Origin of the sequence: Nocardioides sp. GXQ0305 (assembly GCF_050880345.1) — a bacterium.
GTDB lineage: Bacteria > Actinomycetota > Actinomycetes > Propionibacteriales > Nocardioidaceae > Nocardioides.
The window spans coordinates 297,661-311,562 of sequence record NZ_JBNYXG010000003.1 but is presented as its reverse complement, the minus strand read 5'-3'; the positions used below and the strand labels follow the sequence as shown (position 1 = coordinate 311,562).

The window sequence follows — 13,902 nt, the reverse complement described above, 5'->3', positions numbered from 1 at the left end:
GGAACACGCCGAACAAGCGTCAGGCCGGGCGCGTCTGGTCGCTCAGCCGCGGGAAGGGCTCGGTCGAGAAGACCACTTCGACCGGGACGCCGAAGAAGCCGGCGATCCGCAGCGCGAGGTGCAGGGACGGGTTGTACTCGCCGCGCTCGAGGTAGCCGACGGTCTGGTAGTGGACCCCCAGCGCGTCGGCGAGGTCGCGCCGACTGACGTCCTGCTCTGCCCGGAGCAGGGCGATCCGATTGTGGACGGACTCGCTCACTTCACCCACTGCAGGGTCGCCTCGCGGGCCGCCTGCACCTGCGAGCCGGTCTGCCGTCGCGCCATCCGGCGCAGCAGTGGCGGCGTCACCAGGGCGCCGACCACCGCCCAGGCGCCGAGCACGGCCACGGTCTCGAGGGTCCGCCACGACCCACCGATCTCGGCGGCAGCAGCGGAGTCGGGCAGGAACGCCGAGCGCATGCCGAGCCCGAGCCAGTACATCGGGAAGACCTGGGCCACGACCTGCACCCAGCCCCACAGCTGCTGCACCGGGTAGAAGATCCCGGAGATGCCAGCGAGCACCATCACCGGCAGCATCCCCCACATCCCGACCTTCTGGACGCCGGGCACCAGCGCGCCGATCATCATCCCGATCGGCAGTGCGGCGAGCATGCCGAGGACGATCACCCAGGCGACCGTGAACCAGCCGCTGGGCTCGCTCATCAGCCCGTCGAACAGCAGGAAGCTCGGGACGAGGATCACGATCATCTGCGGCACCAGGCTCATGGACTGGAAGAGCAGCTGGCCGCTGAAGTAGCCGACGAGACCGTGGGGGATCGCACGGTGCCGCAGCAGGGTGCCGTCCTCCTTCTCCATCGCCAGTGCGTACGCCGGCCCGATCACCACGCCGAACGCGATCAGGCCCCCGAGCAGGCTCGGCAGCGCGATCGCGGCGAACGGGACCCCCTCGATGCCGGTGTCGGCGTCGCGGCGGATCCACAGGTAGCCGACGGCCAGGACCGCCGTGAACAGGTAGAACCACTGGTCCTGGGTGGAGCGGATGCTCTGGACGAACTCCACCCGGCCGCGCCGGAGCCCGAGCCGGATCGCGTGGGCGGTCTGCTGCTGGGTCATCGTGTCGCCACCTCGGCGAAGTCGCGGGCCGCCTGGTCGGCACTGCCCGACTCGTGCTGCTGGACCAGGGTGAGGTAGGCGTCCTCGAGGCTGGCCCGGTGCACCTCGAGGTCCTCGACGTCCTCGCCGTACTGGAGGAACAGCTCGCGGACGAAGCGGGTCGCGTCGTCTGTGGAGTGGACGAAGCGCTCGCCGTCACGACTCCACCGCACCTCGGACTCCCCGGCGACCCGCAGCGCCAGGCCCTCGGCGCTGTCGTCGGCGACGATCCGCCCGCCGGCGAGGATCACCACCCGGTCGGCCAGCTTCTCGGCCTCGTCGAGGTCGTGGGTGGTCAGCAGGATCGTGGTGTTGTCGAGGTCGGCCAGCCGGTGGACCAGGTGGTGGAAGTCGCGGCGCGCCTGCGGGTCGAACCCGGCCGTCGGCTCGTCGAGGAACAGCAGCTCGGGCCGACCCACGATGCCCATCGCGACGTCGAGCCGACGCCGCTGGCCGCCGGAGAGGGTGCTGATCTTGCGGTCGGCGAGCTCGGTGAGCCCGACGATGTCCATCAGCTCCTCGACGTCCCAGGGGCGGGTCTGCTCGGGCGTCGAGTACGGCTCGTAGTACCCGCCGATCTGGGTGAGCAGCCGCCGCGGCGTCCAGCGCGGGTGGTCGCGCCACGACTGCAGGACGACGCCGGTGCGGGCCCGCCACGACTCGCCCACCGACGCGGGGTCCTCACCGAGGACGGTGATCTCGCCGGCGGACCGGATCCGGAAGCCCTCCAGGATCTCGATCGTGGTCGTCTTGCCGGCACCGTTGGGGCCGAGGAGGCACAGCACCTCGCCGGCATGGATGTCGAACTCGACACCCGTGAGCACGTCGTTGTCGCCGTAGCGCATCCGCAGGTCGCGCACGCTGACCACGGGACCGTCGGGAGCTCCCCGCTCCCCCGAAGCCGTCAGGATCACGGGACGAATGTAGTACAACTACAACATTCAGAGCAAGAGTGCTGTCTGACTCACCAGCGTCTGGTCCCGTGCCTCCACGACGAGGCGCGTGAGCCGCACGACCCACGGAGGAAGAAGAACCACACCCCGAGGCCGATCAGGACCAACGGGAGGTTCGCCAGCACCAGCGCCCCGGCGATGACGACCAGCAGCACCACCAGCAGCAGCGGCGGACGGTTGCGCCTGCGGGGACCCGGGCGGGGACCCGCCGGCCTCGGGCCCGGGTCGGTCGCGTGCCCGGGGAGGTCGGCGAAGACCGGGTCGAGCTCGGAGCGGGTCTTCGCCGCCCAGATCCGGTCGAGGCGCTCGGCGTGCTCCTCCTGCGTGATCCGGCCGGCGGCGTAGTGCTCGGCCAGCTGGCTCGCCGCGCGGTCCCGCTCGGCGTCGCCGATCCTGAGCTCGGGGCGCTGCTGCTGCCAGGTGTTCCGGGGCTGCCAGCTCTGCGGGTGCGACGGCCGCGACGTCATCGCGGGTCCTCGTCGGCCAGCAGCCCGTAGAGCTTGCGGCGGGTCTCGATCAGCACCGCCATCGCGTCCTTGCGCTGCTCGTCGGTGCCGTTGGTGAGGATCTGCCAGGTCGCGGACATCAGCTGGCCGATCTCGTTCTTCAGCACCGACAGGTCCGGCCCGTCCTCGGCCGGCACCTCGTCGAAGGACGCCCACACCGCGGCCAGCTCCTCGGGGTGCTCGGCCACGTAGGTCTGCCCCGCCTCGGTGAGCCGCAGCGTCCGGCCGCGCTCGTCGTCGCCGACGACCAGGCCCTCGTCCTCGAGCTGGCTGATGGTCGGGTAGACCGAGCCCGGGCTGGGCTTCCACTGGCCGCCGGTGCGCTCGGCGATCTGCTGGATGACCTGGTAGCCGTTGAGCGGCTCCACCGCCAGCACGTCGAGGATCGCCGCGCGGACGTCGCCGCGCTTGACCCTCGGCCCCCGCGGGGGCTCCGGCTGCGTCATGCCGAACAGTCCCGCCAGCCAGGGCGGCGGCCCCGGCCGACCACGGTGTCCCTGCGCCCACGGCGGGCCGCCCGGCCCGGCCTGGCCCCACCCGCCACCACTCCACTGGTGGCCCCACGATCCGTGTCCCACGATCCCTCCCGATGTGTCACGATGTGTTCTCGACAGTCGCCGATATATCGCGATAGTACGCACGTGGCCTGAACGACACAAGGGGCCTCGGTCGGTTTCCCCGCTCAGCCGGGGAAACCGGCGGTTGGCGCAGGAAGTTTCCCCCGCCAGGGTCCAGTTTCCCCGCTCAGCCGGGGAAACCGACCACCCCCATCAGCCGCTCAGCTGGTCCCGGCGACGGGTGAGCCAGGCCTCCTCGGCGGCGTTGCCGGTGGCGGCGATGGCAGCGTCGTACGCCGACCGCGCCTCGGTCGTCCGGCCGAGACGCCGCAGCAGGTCGGCGCGGGTGGCGTGCCAGGCGTGGTACCCGTCGAGGGGCAGCCGGTCCACCTCGGCCAGCGCCACGGCCGGGCCGTCCAGCTCGGCCACCGCGACCGCCCGGTTGAGCCGGACGACGGGCGAGGGGTCGAGGCGCACCAGCTGGTCGTAGAGGGCCGCCACCTGGCCCCAGTCGGTGTCGCGGGCGTCGGCGGCATCGGTGTGGACGGCGTTGATCGCCGCGAGCAGCTGGTAGCGACCGGGCGGCTGGCCGGTCACCCGCTCCCTGGCCAGGCAGGCCAGGACCAGCTCGTGGCCCTCGGCGACCAGCTCGCTGTCCCAACCGCTCCGGTCCTGCTGGTCCAACGGCACCAGCTCGCCACCAGCGAACCGCGACTCACGGCGGGCGTCGGTCAGCAGCATCAGGGCGAGCAGGCCGACCACCTCGGGCTCGCCGGGCAGCAGCGACCGCAGCACCCGGGTGAGCCGGATCGCCTCGGCACACAGCTCGCGGCGTACGGGCGCGTCGCCGCCGGTGGCCAGGTAGCCCTCGTTGAACACCAGGTACAGCACGGCCAGCACCCCGGCCAGCCGCTCCGGGAGGTCCGCCAGCTCGGGGACCCGGTAGGGGATGCCCGCGCCCGCGATCTTGCGCTTCGCACGCGTGATCCGCTGCGCCATCGTGGTCTCGGGGACGAGGAAGGCCGCGGCGATCTCGGGGACCGTGAGTCCTCCGAGCAGCCGGAGTGTGAGCGCCACCCGCGCCTCGGGCGCGAGCGCGGGGTGGCAGCACGTGAAGATCAGCCGCAGCCGGTCGTCCTGGACCGGCCCGGTGGCCTCGTGGGGCTCGGGATCGTGGATCATCTCGGCCTGCCGGTGCTTGTCGTCGCGTCGTGACTCGCGGCGGATCCGGTCGATCGCGCGGTTGCCCGCGGTGGTGGTCAGCCACCCGCCCGGGTTGGGCGGGATACCGTCGGCACGCCACGTCTGCAGCGCCACCACCAGCGCCTCACCCGCGGCCTCCTCGGCGATGTCGAGGTCACCGAAGCGGCGGGTGAGGGCGGCGACGACCCGACCGAACTCGTCCCTGAAGACCTGCTCGATCGCGGCGTCGGCCGCACGACCGGTCCCGCCGGCGGTCACTCGGCCTGGAACGGCCGGACCTCGACCGGACCCTGGCAGGCGGCCGACCCCTTGTGTGCCCACGCGAGCGCGGCGTCCAGGTCGGGGGCCTCGATGACCCAGAAGCCGCCGAGCCACTCCTTGGTCTCCGCGAAAGGTCCGTCGGTGACCACCGCCCGGCCACCGCTGTTGTCGACCGTGGTCGAGGTCTCGCGCGGCATCAGGCCGCCGCCGAAGACCCACGCGCCGGCCTCCTGCAGCTCGTCGTTGAACCGGTCGACGTCGTCGAAGACGCGCTGGACGTCCTCGCCACCCGGCATCGGCTCGCCCTCGACGTGGTTCACGGACAGCATGTACTGGGTCATGGCTCTTCTCCCTGTGTCTGGCCCCCGGCGGGTGCCGTCACCCACTCCACGAACGCAGGCGTCCGGGCACGACACTGCCAGCCGACCGCCCGGCCGTCGATCCCGGGGCTCGCGTGTCCCGGGGCATCACGGCACCGTGCCCCGGATCCGGGTCAGCCGATGACTCGGATCCGGGGCACCCTCCTGGGCCAGTGGGCCGAAGCCTCCCTCAGAGCCCGCGGCGCTTGCGGCCGACGCCACGCAGCAGCGTGCGCGCCCCGCGCTCGATCTCCCGGTTGGCCGAACCACCCCCGGCGGGTCGACCAGTGGTGGGCCGGCCAGGGGTCGTGCGGCGGCGGGAGCCACCCAGGGCCCGGCTGACGATTCCTCGCAACATTCGACGCTCCTCCTCGTGTGGGGGTCGTGCCGTCCACTCCTCCCTACCCGTACGGGACCGCATTTCCACTCACTCCTTGGGGTGGTTTGGCCCGGCGGCGGGCGCGTCGTACGCGCGGCGCAGTCAATAGGGTTGCGGGCATCGAGACCGTGGCGATCTACCTCTGCGCGGTGTTCCTGGGCGGGACACTCGCCGTGCTGGTGCGGATGCCGCCGCTGGTGGGCTTCCTGGTGGCCGGCTTCGCGCTGAACGCCGCCGGCGTGGCCGAGCTGCCCCTCCTGGAGGGGGTCGCCGACCTCGGCGTGACCCTGCTGCTGTTCAGCATCGGCCTGAAGCTCGACGTGCGGTTCCTGCTGCGGCGCGAGGTGTGGGGGACGGCGAGCGCCCACCTCGCGCTGGCGATCCCGGTGACCATGGCCTACCTGGCCGTCCTCGGGCTGCTCGGCTCGGCGCTGCTGGGCGGCCAGGGTGTCCGCACCCTGCTGCTGGTGGCCTTCGCCCTGTCCTTCTCGAGCACCGTGTTCGTGGTCAAGGTGCTCGACGACCGCAGCGAGAGCCAGTCGCTGTACGGCCGGATCGCGATCGGGATCCTGATCATCCAGGACCTGGCCGCCGTGGTCTTCATGGCCCTGGTCTCCGACTCCACGCCCAGCGCCCGGACGCTGCTGGTGCTCCTGGTGCTGCCCCTGGCGATCCCGCTCCGGCGGGTCTGGAGCCGGCTGGGCCACGGGGAGATGCAGGTGGTCTTCGGTGTCTTCGTGGCCCTGGTCCCCGGCTTCGTGCTCTTCGACTCCCTCGGGCTCAAGGGCGAGCTGGGCGCGCTCGTGATGGGGGTGCTGCTGGCCGGTCACGCGGCCGCGAACGAGCTCTCCCGCAGCCTGCTCTCGGTCAAGGACCTGCTGCTGGTGGGCTTCTTCGTGGGCATCGGCTACTCCGGCGAGCTCACCTGGGCGGCGGTCGGCCTCGGGCTCGCCCTGCTGGTGCCACTGCCGCTGCAGGGCTGGCTGTACATGGTCCTGCTGCGGTGGAACCGGCTGCGCCGGCGGACCTCCGCTCTGGCCGGGCTGGCGTTGACCAACCACTCCGAGTTCGGCCTGATCGTGATGGCCGTCGGCATCTCCGACGGGCTCCTGGAGGACGACTGGCTGGTGGTCGCGTCGGTCGCGGTGGCCGCCAGCTTCGTGCTGTCCTCGCTCGCCAACCGGCGCAGTCCCCGCCTGCTGCCCTGGCTGGCGCGCTCGTTGCCGCCGCTGGACCCGGCGCGGCTGCACCCCGAGGACCGGTACGTCGACCTCGGTCACGCCCAGGCGGTCGTCCTCGGCATGGGCCGCGTCGGCTCCGCGGCGTACCGGCGACTCGTCCAGGACCACGGGCTGAGGGTGCTCGGCATCGAGAACAACCGCAGCCGGGTGGAGGCCCTGCGCCGGGACGGCATCAACGCCCTCGAGGCGGACGCGTCGGACCGGGAGTTCTGGGTACGGGTCGCGCACGCCACCGAGGTGCAGGTCGCGATCCTCGCGATGCCGTTCCACGGGACGAACCGCGTCGCCCTCGCGCAGCTGAAGGCCAGCGGCTTCCGCGGCCGGGTGGTGGCCGTCGCCCAGTACGACGACGACGCGCGGACCCTGCTCGACGACGGCGTCGACGACGTCCTGCAGATCTACGACGGCGCGGGCTCCGAGCTGGCCGACCGGGCGGTCACTCCGCCGGCTGGTCCGGCGTAGAGCCTGCGATGTTGACCAGCCAGCCGACGCCGAACCGGTCGACGAGCATGCCGAAGGTGTCGCCCCAGACCTGCTGCTTCAGGTCGTCGACGACGGTGCCGTCCTCGGCGAGCCGGCGGAACCAGCCGGTGAGCTCCTCGGTGTCGTCGCCCGACAGGCTGATCTGGATCGAGCCGCCGGGGGTGAGGCTCTCGCCGGGAGGCGCGTCCGAAGCCATCAGCGTGAACCCGGACGGCGTCTCCAGCTGGGCGTGCATCACCCCGGAGGCGGGCTCACCACCCATGTCGCCGAACGTCATCACCTGGAGCTCCCCGCCGAAGACGTCGCGGTAGAACTCGATCGCCTCGCGGGCGCTGTCCTGGAAGGTGAGGTAGGGGTTGAGCCGGGAAGCCATCGGGGTCTCCTCGTGGTCGTGTGGGGTCGGTCGGTGACGAGGCTAGTCCGCGGGAGGCTCACGCCCACGGGTCGACGAGCTCGCGCAGGTCGAGCAGCGAGGCCCGGAGCGCGGCCATCCGCTCGGCCCCCAGGTGCGCCTCCCACTCGGCCTCGACGATCCGCTCCACCTCGCGCGCGGCGGCCTGCGCCTCCTGGCCCCGCTCGGCGATGACCACCAACCGGGCGCGGGCGTCGCTCGGGTCGGGCCGGCGCTCGACGTACCCGGCCCGCTCGAGCTGGTCGACGAGGAACCCCGCGGTCTGCTTGGTCACCTGGGCCGCGGCGGCGAGGTCGGTCAGCCGAGTGCCGTCCTCGCCGATCCGGGCCGCGATCCGCCCCTGGGCGAGGGTCAGGTCACCGAAGCCCGAGTCGCGGAGGTGCTCGAGGATCCGCTGCTCGACGTGGCGCGAGGCGACGAACATCCACACCGCGGTGGGGGGGTCGTGGGCCATGTGGCGTCTCCTTGACAGATGGTCAGCGACACTGACTATAGTGGTCAGAGAGACTGACGACCAAGGGGGCGTGTCGTGGACAAGGAGGCCGTCTGGGACGTCGTGGTCGCCGAGCGGTACCACCTCCACGACCACCTCCGGGCGCTGACGGCCGACGAGTGGGACCACCCCTCGGTGTGCGCGGGGTGGCGGGTGCGCGACGTGGCCGCCCACGTGATCTCCGCCCCGCAGCTGGACTGGCCCACCACGCTCCGGACGGGAAAGGACGCGTGGCGCGGCTACAACCGGATGATCTTCCGCGACGCCCGTCGCCGCGGCTCGGCGCCGGTCGCCGACATCCTCGCGCAGTACGACGAGTGGGCCGGCGTACGCCGCGGCCCGGTGACGGTCACCCACCTCGAGCCGCTGATCGACGTGCTGGTGCACACCCAGGACATCCTGCGCCCGCTCGGGCGGCACCACCCGATGCCGCCCGAGGCGGCGGCCGTGGCCGCGGGCCGGGCGCGGTGGCTGGCCCCGCTGTCCGGGAGCACCCGCGTGGTCCGGCACACCCGGATGCGGGCCACCGACACCGACTGGGAGCGCGGCCGGGGTCCCCTGCTCGAGGGCCCGATGTCCGAGCTGCTCCTGGTCTGCATGGGGCGCCGGGCGGCGGCTGGGACCCTCACCGGCGACGGCGCCGACCGGCTGCAGGAGGACCGGGTCCCATGAGCGGCGCCGGCGTGGCACGGTGGAGGGCATGACCCTCGCCGCTCATGACGTGCTCGCCTTCGACGTCTACGGGACCCTGGTCGACACCGGCGGCGTCGTCGACCGGCTGACGGCCGTGGTCGGCGACCGGGCGGGCGCGTTCTCCGACGCCTGGCGGCAGCAGCAGCTGGGCTACTCGTGGCGCCGCGCCCTGATGCGCGACTACGTCGACTTCGGCACCTGCACCGCACAGGCCCTCGACCACACGGCGGCGGTGTTCGGGACGACGCTCGGCGAGGAGGACCGGTCGAACCTGCTCGCGACGTACCGGCGTCTGCCGGCGTTCCCGGACGTGGCGCCGGCCCTCGCGCGGCTGGCGGGCGAGGGCCGCCGTACGGTGGCGTTCTCGAACGGTCCCGTCGCCGCGGCCGACGAGCTGCTGGTGGCGGCCGGCGTACGGGACCACCTGTCCGACGTGGTGAGCACCGACGAGATCCGCTCGTTCAAGCCCGACCCCGCGGTCTACCACCACCTCCTGGAGCGGGTCGCGACGGTGGCCGACCGGGTGGTGCTGGTGTCCAGCAACTCCTTCGACGTGCTCGGGGCGAAGCGCGCCGGCCTGCAGGCCGCGTGGGTACGCCGGACCGAGGCGGCCGTCCTCGACCCGTGGGGCGTCGCGCCCGACGCCACCGTCACCGACCTCACCCAGCTGGTCGGCGCCTGATCATCCGCGGGCGACCGGCACCTCGCGGCCGTAGCGCCAGCCGTCGGTGAGCGGGAGGTACTCCCCGCTCCAGAAGGTGCCCGGGTCGTACCAGATCGCCTTCCGGTCATCCGCGAGCATGCCCATCTCCTGCAGGGTGAGCGCCACGATCTCCGCGCAGTACGCCGCCTCCGGCCGAGGGCGCTCGTGCCGCTCGCTCCGCGGCAGGTAGCCGTCGCGGCCCCGCAGCCACCGCCCGGCCAGCCGGGCCGTGCTCGGGAAGGAGACCCCGTCGAGCCGGGCCACCGCCCGCAGCGCGGCGTCCTCCTCGCGGCGTCCGACCTCGGGGTTGACCTGCCGCAGCCAGGCGGCCTGGCCGTAGACCTCCTGCCACCGCACCACGGCCTCGCGGAGGTCGTGCAGCTGGACGCCCCGGTGGTGCTCGCCGGTCCACACGTCCTGCAGCGAGCGGCCGAGCTCGGCGTGCCACATCAGCGGCGGCAGGTCCTCGAGCACCAGGGACATCCCGACGTGGTTGACCGGCGCGTTGGTCACGGTCTGGATCGCCCGGTCCGCGGCGCTGTGGCCCCGGAAGAGCCACAGGTCGCCGGTGCGGGCCAGCCCGACGGCGTCGTCGAGCCCGAGCTGGTCCGAGGTCCGCGCCATTCCCCCGACCCTAGCCGTCGTGGCCGGTCGGCTCAGGAGGTGTCCTAGGGTCGGGCCATGGCCGTCGCGTGGTGGAAGTGGGTCGGGCTCGCCGGGGTCGTGGGCGTGGCCGCGACCGGCGCTGCGGTCGCCCGGCAGGAACGGCAGCGGCGTGCGTACACGCCCGACGAGGTCCGCGACCGGCTCCACGAGCGTCTCGCCGAGGCCGAGCGTGAGCAGCCCTAGTGTCTAGAAGAGCAGGAACGCGAGGGGCGTCACCAGCACGAGGGTGAGCACCACCCGCTCCAGCCACACCACGACGAGCTGGGGGATCGAGACCGGGATGTCGGTCGCGACCACGCACGGCACCAGCGCGGAGAAGAAGATGATCTGGCTGACCGCCACCACGGCGACCACGAACTTCACGACCGGGACCGCCGAGGTGACCAGCAGCGCCGGCAGGAACATCTCGGCGATGCCGACCGCGACCGCCTTGCCCACCAGCAGGGGTTCGGGCAGCTGCAGCGCCCAGGTGAAGGGGACGAAGAGGTAGCCGAGCCAGTCGAAGACCGGGGTGTAGGTGGCCAGCACCAGGCCCAGCAGCCCGATCGAGAGGATCGAGGGCAGGATCGCCATCGTCATCAGCACCCCGTCCCGCAGGTTGGTCCCGACGTTGCGCCACAGCGGCGGCGCTGCCTGCACCACGGCGGCCGCCTCGTTCCACGCGTGCGGCAGCCGGCGGCCTTCCGGGACCTCCTCCGGCTGCGGGGTGGCACCGGGTGCGTAGACGTCCGGGATGCGCGACAGGGGCGGGATCCGGACCGTGATGGCGGTGACCGTAGGTCACCACGAGGGTGACCCAGAAGTACGTCAGCCACGAGCCCATCAGGTCCAGGGTGCTGGCGACGACGACCATGAACGTCGCGGACACGGTCGAGAACCCGGTCGCGACGACGGCCGCCTCCCGCGCGGTGTAGCGGCCCTCCTTGTAGACCCGGTTGGTGATGAGCAGCCCGAGCGAGTAGCTGCCCACGAACGACGCGACGGCGTCGATGGCCGACCTGCCCGGCGTACGGAACAGCGGCCGCATCACCGGCTGCATCAGGACCCCGCAGAACTCCAGCAGGCCGTAGCCCACGAGCAGCGCCAGGAACACGGCTCCCACGGGGACCAGCAGGCCGACGGGGACCACGAGCGCGTCGAACAGGAACGGACCGATGTCCGGCCGGAAGAGCCACGCGGGGCCGACCTCGAGGACCAGCATCACCCCGACGACGAGGCCCGCCAGCTTGGCGGCCGTGAACACCAGGTCCACCCGAGACCGGCGCCACCGCCCGGTGAGGAGCGGGTACGCCGCGCCCGCGGCGATCAGGGCGAGGGCGTACCACGGGAGCAGCCCGGGCACCCGGTCCGAGACGGCGGTGACGAGGTGGTCCAGCGGGATGGAGCGCTCCCCGCCCACCTCGACGGGTGCGAAGAACATGAACGCACCGATCGCGCTGAAGACGAAGAACTTCCACATCGGCGCCTGCGCGACGTCGTGCCGCTGCTGCTGGTCGGTCTGGCTCACGGTCACCCTCCCGAGTCGGTGTCCGCCCACCGTCACCCGACAGTGCCCCGCGACGGAAGACCGGGCGCGGTCGGGGCGTCTCGGTGACGAGACTCCACCGGTCGTGCCCGCGAGGCCGGCGTGGCCGGCTGCGAGGATGACGCCGTGCTCCCCCCACCCCGCCGGTTGCTGCTCCTGACCGGCGGCTGCATCGTCCTGGGTGCCGGAGTGGCGCTGCTGCTCACGGCCGACCTCGGCTCCGACGGCTTCTCCACCCTGGTCAACGGGGTGTCGCTCGCCTCGGGCACCTCGTTCTGGGTCGCCAACGTCCTGGTCTCCCTGGCCTTCCTCGCGATGGCGGCGGCCCGCCGGGTGGTGCCCGGGATCGGGACGGTCGTCCAGGTCGTGGTGGTCGGCGGGGTGGCCTCGCTGGGTCTCGACCTGCTCGAGACTCCGGCGACCTGGCAGGGGCAGGTCCTGCTGCTCGTGCTGTCCCTCCCGGTCCTGGGCCTGGGCATCACGACCTACCTCGGCAGCCACACCGGCGCCGGGCCCGCCGAGGCGGCGGGTCTCGCGTGGGACCCGCCGGTGCCGTTCCGGTGGAGCTACACCGCGGTCCAGGGCGGCGGTGCCCTCGGCGGCTGGCTGCTGGGCGCGACCGTCGGCCCCGGCACCGTGGTCGTCTTCCTGGTGCTCGGACCACTGGTCGACCTCACCAGCCGGATCCTCCGTCTCGACGTGCACCAGGGGTCGGTCGCCAGGCGATGAGGACCGCCCTACGCTTGCTCGCTGTGACCGGCTTCGACGACCTGCTGGCAGCCAACCGACGCTATGCGGAGGACTTCGCGCTCGGCGGGTTCGACGGCATCGCCCACGCGGGCGTCGCCATCGTGACCTGCATGGACTCGCGGATCGACCCGCTGCGGATGGTGGGCCTGTCCCCCGGGGACGCCAAGATCCTGCGCAACCCGGGCGGGCGGGTCACCGACGCCGTGCTGGTCGCCCTGGTGCTCGGGGTCTCCCTGCTGCGCGTGCGCCGCGTGCTCATCGTGGAGCACACCCGCTGCGCCATGGCCTCCGCCAGCGAGACCGCGCTCCAGGAGCGCGTGGGGGAGACGCTCGGCACGGACGCCTCGTGGCTGACCATCGGGGCGATCGCCGACCAGACCCAGGCCCTCCGCGCCGACGTACGCCGGGTGCGCAGCCATCCGCTGGTGCCGCCCGAGGTGGACGTCGCGGGGTTCGTCTACGACGTCGACACCGGTCTGCTGGGCGGGCCGGTCGACTGACCCGGGTCACGACACGCTGAGCACGACCTTGCCGCGGACCCGTCCGTCGACGAGGTGGTCGATCGCCGCCGTCGCGTCGACCAGCGGCCAGGTGCGGTCGACGACGGGGACGAAGCCGCCGGCCTCTGCGTGCTCGACGAACCGCGCGAGGTCGCTCCCCTTCTCGCTCGCGACGAAGAACCGCACCCGCTGCGGCAGGAGCGGCGAGACCAGCCATGCCGCGACCTGGCGCTGGACGCCGCCGAGCCAGCGACCGCCCGTCTCCCCGCCGACCAGCACCAGGGTGCCGCCCGGCTTCAGCACCCGGCGCAGCCGCCGGACCGGCCGCGCGCCGCCGATGTCGACGACGACGTCGTACGGCGCCTGCCCGCCGTCCTCGAACGGCAGGTCGGCACCGGGACCGTGGGCGGCGACGAGCCCGGCCCCGAGGCCGCGGACGAAGTCGGCCTTGGCCAGGCTGCACACCGCGTCGACCTGGGCCCCGGCCGCCACGGCGAGCTGGACGGCGAGGCTGCCGACGCCGCCGGAGCCACCGACGACCAGCACCCGGTCGCCTGACGTCACCCCGCCGAGGTCGTGGACGGCCTGCAGCGCGGTCAGGCCCGAGACGGGGGCAGCCGCGGCCTGCTCGAAGCTCCACGCGGCCGGCTTCTTCACCAGCCGGTCGACGGGCACGACGGCGCGCTCGGCGTAGGAGCCGTCGGACGTGGTGCCCAGGACCTCGTCACCGACCGCGAACCCGGTAACCCCCTCCCCGACCGCCGTGACGACGCCGGCCAGGTCGCGGCCGAGCACCGGCTGCCTGGGCCGGCGCAGCCCGAAGGCCAACCGCACCGCCCGCGGCTCGCCGTGCATCAGGTGCCACACGCCGGCGTCGACGCCGGCCGCCCGCACCTCGACCAGCACCTCCCCGGCGGCGGGCGCCGGATCGGGCACGTCCTCCAGCCGCACCTGCTCGGTCCCGCCGTACTCCGTCCGCACGATCGCCTTCATCGAACCCTCCCGTTCCTTACACTGTAAGGCAGATGGTAACCTTACGGCGTAAGCACGCGCAAGGGGAGGACCC

At 72.9% G+C, this 13,902-nt stretch carries 20 protein-coding genes and 1 pseudogene; 7 read left to right on the top strand and 14 right to left on the bottom strand.

Going from position 1 to position 13,902, the window contains the following annotated elements; genetic code table 11:
* Positions 1-19 precede the first annotated feature (19 nt).
* The 8 genes from ACQ1X7_RS10115 to ACQ1X7_RS10080 all read right to left on the bottom strand — a co-directional run bounded on the left by ACQ1X7_RS10115 (position 20) and on the right by ACQ1X7_RS10080 (position 5,349).
* A complete protein-coding gene (locus tag ACQ1X7_RS10115; RefSeq protein WP_432478056.1) occupies positions 20-259 on the bottom strand; it encodes a helix-turn-helix transcriptional regulator in 240 nt (79 codons plus the stop codon).
* Entirely contained in the window at positions 256-1,113 is an 858-nt protein-coding gene (locus ACQ1X7_RS10110) for an ABC transporter permease (protein WP_432478055.1), read from the bottom strand. Before ACQ1X7_RS10110 ends, ACQ1X7_RS10115 begins: the two co-directional genes overlap by 4 nt.
* Positions 1,110-2,066 carry an ABC transporter ATP-binding protein gene (locus ACQ1X7_RS10105; RefSeq protein WP_432478054.1) on the bottom strand — a complete coding sequence of 319 codons (957 nt, stop codon included), beginning with the start codon at positions 2,064-2,066 and terminating at the stop codon, positions 1,110-1,112. Before ACQ1X7_RS10105 ends, ACQ1X7_RS10110 begins: the two co-directional genes overlap by 4 nt.
* Positions 2,067-2,116: 50 nt before the next feature.
* Complete coding sequence (locus tag ACQ1X7_RS10100) at positions 2,117-2,572, bottom strand: DUF1707 SHOCT-like domain-containing protein (RefSeq protein ID WP_432478053.1); 456 nt, start codon at positions 2,570-2,572, stop codon at positions 2,117-2,119.
* Positions 2,569-3,057: a PadR family transcriptional regulator gene (locus ACQ1X7_RS10095; protein ID WP_432478052.1), complete on the bottom strand. Its 489-nt coding sequence runs from the start codon at positions 3,055-3,057 to the stop codon at positions 2,569-2,571. Before ACQ1X7_RS10095 ends, ACQ1X7_RS10100 begins: the two co-directional genes overlap by 4 nt.
* A 324-nt stretch (positions 3,058-3,381) precedes the next feature.
* Positions 3,382-4,629 carry an RNA polymerase sigma factor gene (locus tag ACQ1X7_RS10090; RefSeq protein ID WP_432478051.1) on the bottom strand — a complete coding sequence of 416 codons (1,248 nt, stop codon included), beginning with the start codon at positions 4,627-4,629 and terminating at the stop codon, positions 3,382-3,384.
* Complete coding sequence (locus tag ACQ1X7_RS10085; RefSeq protein WP_432478050.1) at positions 4,626-4,973, bottom strand: YciI family protein; 348 nt, start codon at positions 4,971-4,973, stop codon at positions 4,626-4,628. Before ACQ1X7_RS10085 ends, ACQ1X7_RS10090 begins: the two co-directional genes overlap by 4 nt.
* A gap of 208 nt (positions 4,974-5,181) precedes the next feature.
* Positions 5,182-5,349: a hypothetical protein gene (locus ACQ1X7_RS10080; protein WP_432478049.1), complete on the bottom strand. Its 168-nt coding sequence runs from the start codon at positions 5,347-5,349 to the stop codon at positions 5,182-5,184.
* 149 nt (positions 5,350-5,498) lie between these two features.
* Here ACQ1X7_RS10080 and ACQ1X7_RS10075 point away from each other — a divergent pair, with 149 nt between their 5' ends.
* Complete coding sequence (locus ACQ1X7_RS10075) at positions 5,499-7,073, top strand: cation:proton antiporter (RefSeq protein WP_432478048.1); 1,575 nt, start codon at positions 5,499-5,501, stop codon at positions 7,071-7,073.
* Here the strand turns inward: ACQ1X7_RS10075 and ACQ1X7_RS10070 are convergent.
* Together ACQ1X7_RS10070 and ACQ1X7_RS10065 are read right to left on the bottom strand one after the other, a co-directional pair.
* Positions 7,048-7,467 carry a VOC family protein gene (locus ACQ1X7_RS10070; protein ID WP_432478047.1) on the bottom strand — a complete coding sequence of 140 codons (420 nt, stop codon included), beginning with the start codon at positions 7,465-7,467 and terminating at the stop codon, positions 7,048-7,050. The two genes, ACQ1X7_RS10075 and ACQ1X7_RS10070, sit on opposite strands and share 26 nt — an antisense overlap.
* Positions 7,468-7,525: 58 nt before the next feature.
* On the bottom strand, positions 7,526-7,960 hold the full coding sequence (locus ACQ1X7_RS10065; protein WP_432478046.1) for a MarR family winged helix-turn-helix transcriptional regulator: 435 nt from the start codon (positions 7,958-7,960) through the stop codon (positions 7,526-7,528).
* A 75-nt stretch (positions 7,961-8,035) separates the two neighbouring features.
* Between ACQ1X7_RS10065 and ACQ1X7_RS10060 the strand changes: the two genes are divergently transcribed.
* Positions 8,036-8,671 carry a maleylpyruvate isomerase family mycothiol-dependent enzyme gene (locus ACQ1X7_RS10060; RefSeq protein ID WP_432478045.1) on the top strand — a complete coding sequence of 212 codons (636 nt, stop codon included), beginning with the start codon at positions 8,036-8,038 and terminating at the stop codon, positions 8,669-8,671.
* A 28-nt stretch (positions 8,672-8,699) separates the two neighbouring features.
* Positions 8,700-9,374 carry a haloacid dehalogenase type II gene (locus ACQ1X7_RS10055; protein ID WP_432478044.1) on the top strand — a complete coding sequence of 225 codons (675 nt, stop codon included), beginning with the start codon at positions 8,700-8,702 and terminating at the stop codon, positions 9,372-9,374.
* Here ACQ1X7_RS10055 and ACQ1X7_RS10050 read toward each other — a convergent pair whose 3' ends face one another.
* A complete protein-coding gene (locus ACQ1X7_RS10050; RefSeq protein WP_432478043.1) occupies positions 9,375-10,019 on the bottom strand; it encodes a hypothetical protein in 645 nt (214 codons plus the stop codon).
* A 57-nt stretch (positions 10,020-10,076) separates the two neighbouring features.
* Between ACQ1X7_RS10050 and ACQ1X7_RS10045 the strand changes: the two genes are divergently transcribed.
* Positions 10,077-10,244, top strand: coding sequence for a hypothetical protein (locus tag ACQ1X7_RS10045; protein ID WP_432478042.1), 168 nt, complete (start codon positions 10,077-10,079; stop codon positions 10,242-10,244).
* A 3-nt stretch (positions 10,245-10,247) separates the two neighbouring features.
* Here ACQ1X7_RS10045 and ACQ1X7_RS10040 read toward each other — a convergent pair whose 3' ends face one another.
* Entirely contained in the window at positions 10,248-10,703 is a 456-nt protein-coding gene (locus tag ACQ1X7_RS10040; RefSeq protein WP_432478041.1) for a hypothetical protein, read from the bottom strand.
* 149 nt (positions 10,704-10,852) lie between these two features.
* On the opposite strand from ACQ1X7_RS10040, the gene ACQ1X7_RS10035 reads away from it, so the two are divergent.
* Positions 10,853-10,975: a hypothetical protein gene (locus ACQ1X7_RS10035; protein WP_432478040.1), complete on the top strand. Its 123-nt coding sequence runs from the start codon at positions 10,853-10,855 to the stop codon at positions 10,973-10,975.
* Here the strand turns inward: ACQ1X7_RS10035 and ACQ1X7_RS10030 are convergent.
* Positions 10,951-11,262: pseudogene (locus ACQ1X7_RS10030) on the bottom strand (nucleoside recognition domain-containing protein); the annotation flags it as partial. The gene ACQ1X7_RS10035 and the pseudogene ACQ1X7_RS10030 sit on opposite strands and share 25 nt — an antisense overlap.
* 450 nt (positions 11,263-11,712) lie before the next feature.
* Between ACQ1X7_RS10030 and ACQ1X7_RS10025 the strand changes: the two are divergent.
* Positions 11,713-12,315, top strand: coding sequence for a hypothetical protein (locus ACQ1X7_RS10025; RefSeq protein WP_432478039.1), 603 nt, complete (start codon positions 11,713-11,715; stop codon positions 12,313-12,315).
* Positions 12,316-12,338: 23 nt separating this feature from the next.
* Positions 12,339-12,836 (top strand): beta-class carbonic anhydrase, encoded by a 498-nt coding sequence (locus ACQ1X7_RS10020; protein ID WP_432478038.1) that lies wholly within the window; start codon positions 12,339-12,341, stop codon positions 12,834-12,836.
* 6 nt (positions 12,837-12,842) lie between these two features.
* Here ACQ1X7_RS10020 and ACQ1X7_RS10015 read toward each other — a convergent pair whose 3' ends face one another.
* Complete coding sequence (locus ACQ1X7_RS10015) at positions 12,843-13,829, bottom strand: NAD(P)-dependent alcohol dehydrogenase (protein ID WP_432478037.1); 987 nt, start codon at positions 13,827-13,829, stop codon at positions 12,843-12,845.
* Positions 13,830-13,902: the final 73 nt, after the last annotated feature.

Excerpts from the sequence above, each read along its gene's own strand:
- ACQ1X7_RS10070 (WP_432478047.1), bottom strand. The coding sequence starts at position 7,467 with ATGGCTTCCCGGCTCAACCCCTACCTCACCTTCCAGGACAGCGCCCGC.
- ACQ1X7_RS10095 (WP_432478052.1), bottom strand. The coding sequence starts at position 3,057 with ATGACGCAGCCGGAGCCCCCGCGGGGGCCGAGGGTCAAGCGCGGCGAC.
- ACQ1X7_RS10050 (WP_432478043.1), bottom strand. The coding sequence starts at position 10,019 with ATGGCGCGGACCTCGGACCAGCTCGGGCTCGACGACGCCGTCGGGCTG.
- ACQ1X7_RS10045 (WP_432478042.1), top strand. The coding sequence starts at position 10,077 with ATGGCCGTCGCGTGGTGGAAGTGGGTCGGGCTCGCCGGGGTCGTGGGC.
- ACQ1X7_RS10100 (WP_432478053.1), bottom strand. The coding sequence starts at position 2,572 with ATGACGTCGCGGCCGTCGCACCCGCAGAGCTGGCAGCCCCGGAACACC.
- ACQ1X7_RS10080 (WP_432478049.1), bottom strand. The coding sequence starts at position 5,349 with ATGTTGCGAGGAATCGTCAGCCGGGCCCTGGGTGGCTCCCGCCGCCGC.
- ACQ1X7_RS10085 (WP_432478050.1), bottom strand. The coding sequence starts at position 4,973 with ATGACCCAGTACATGCTGTCCGTGAACCACGTCGAGGGCGAGCCGATG.
- ACQ1X7_RS10065 (WP_432478046.1), bottom strand. The coding sequence starts at position 7,960 with ATGGCCCACGACCCCCCCACCGCGGTGTGGATGTTCGTCGCCTCGCGC.
- ACQ1X7_RS10055 (WP_432478044.1), top strand. The coding sequence starts at position 8,700 with ATGACCCTCGCCGCTCATGACGTGCTCGCCTTCGACGTCTACGGGACC.
- ACQ1X7_RS10110 (WP_432478055.1), bottom strand. The coding sequence starts at position 1,113 with ATGACCCAGCAGCAGACCGCCCACGCGATCCGGCTCGGGCTCCGGCGC.
- ACQ1X7_RS10015 (WP_432478037.1), bottom strand. The coding sequence starts at position 13,829 with ATGAAGGCGATCGTGCGGACGGAGTACGGCGGGACCGAGCAGGTGCGG.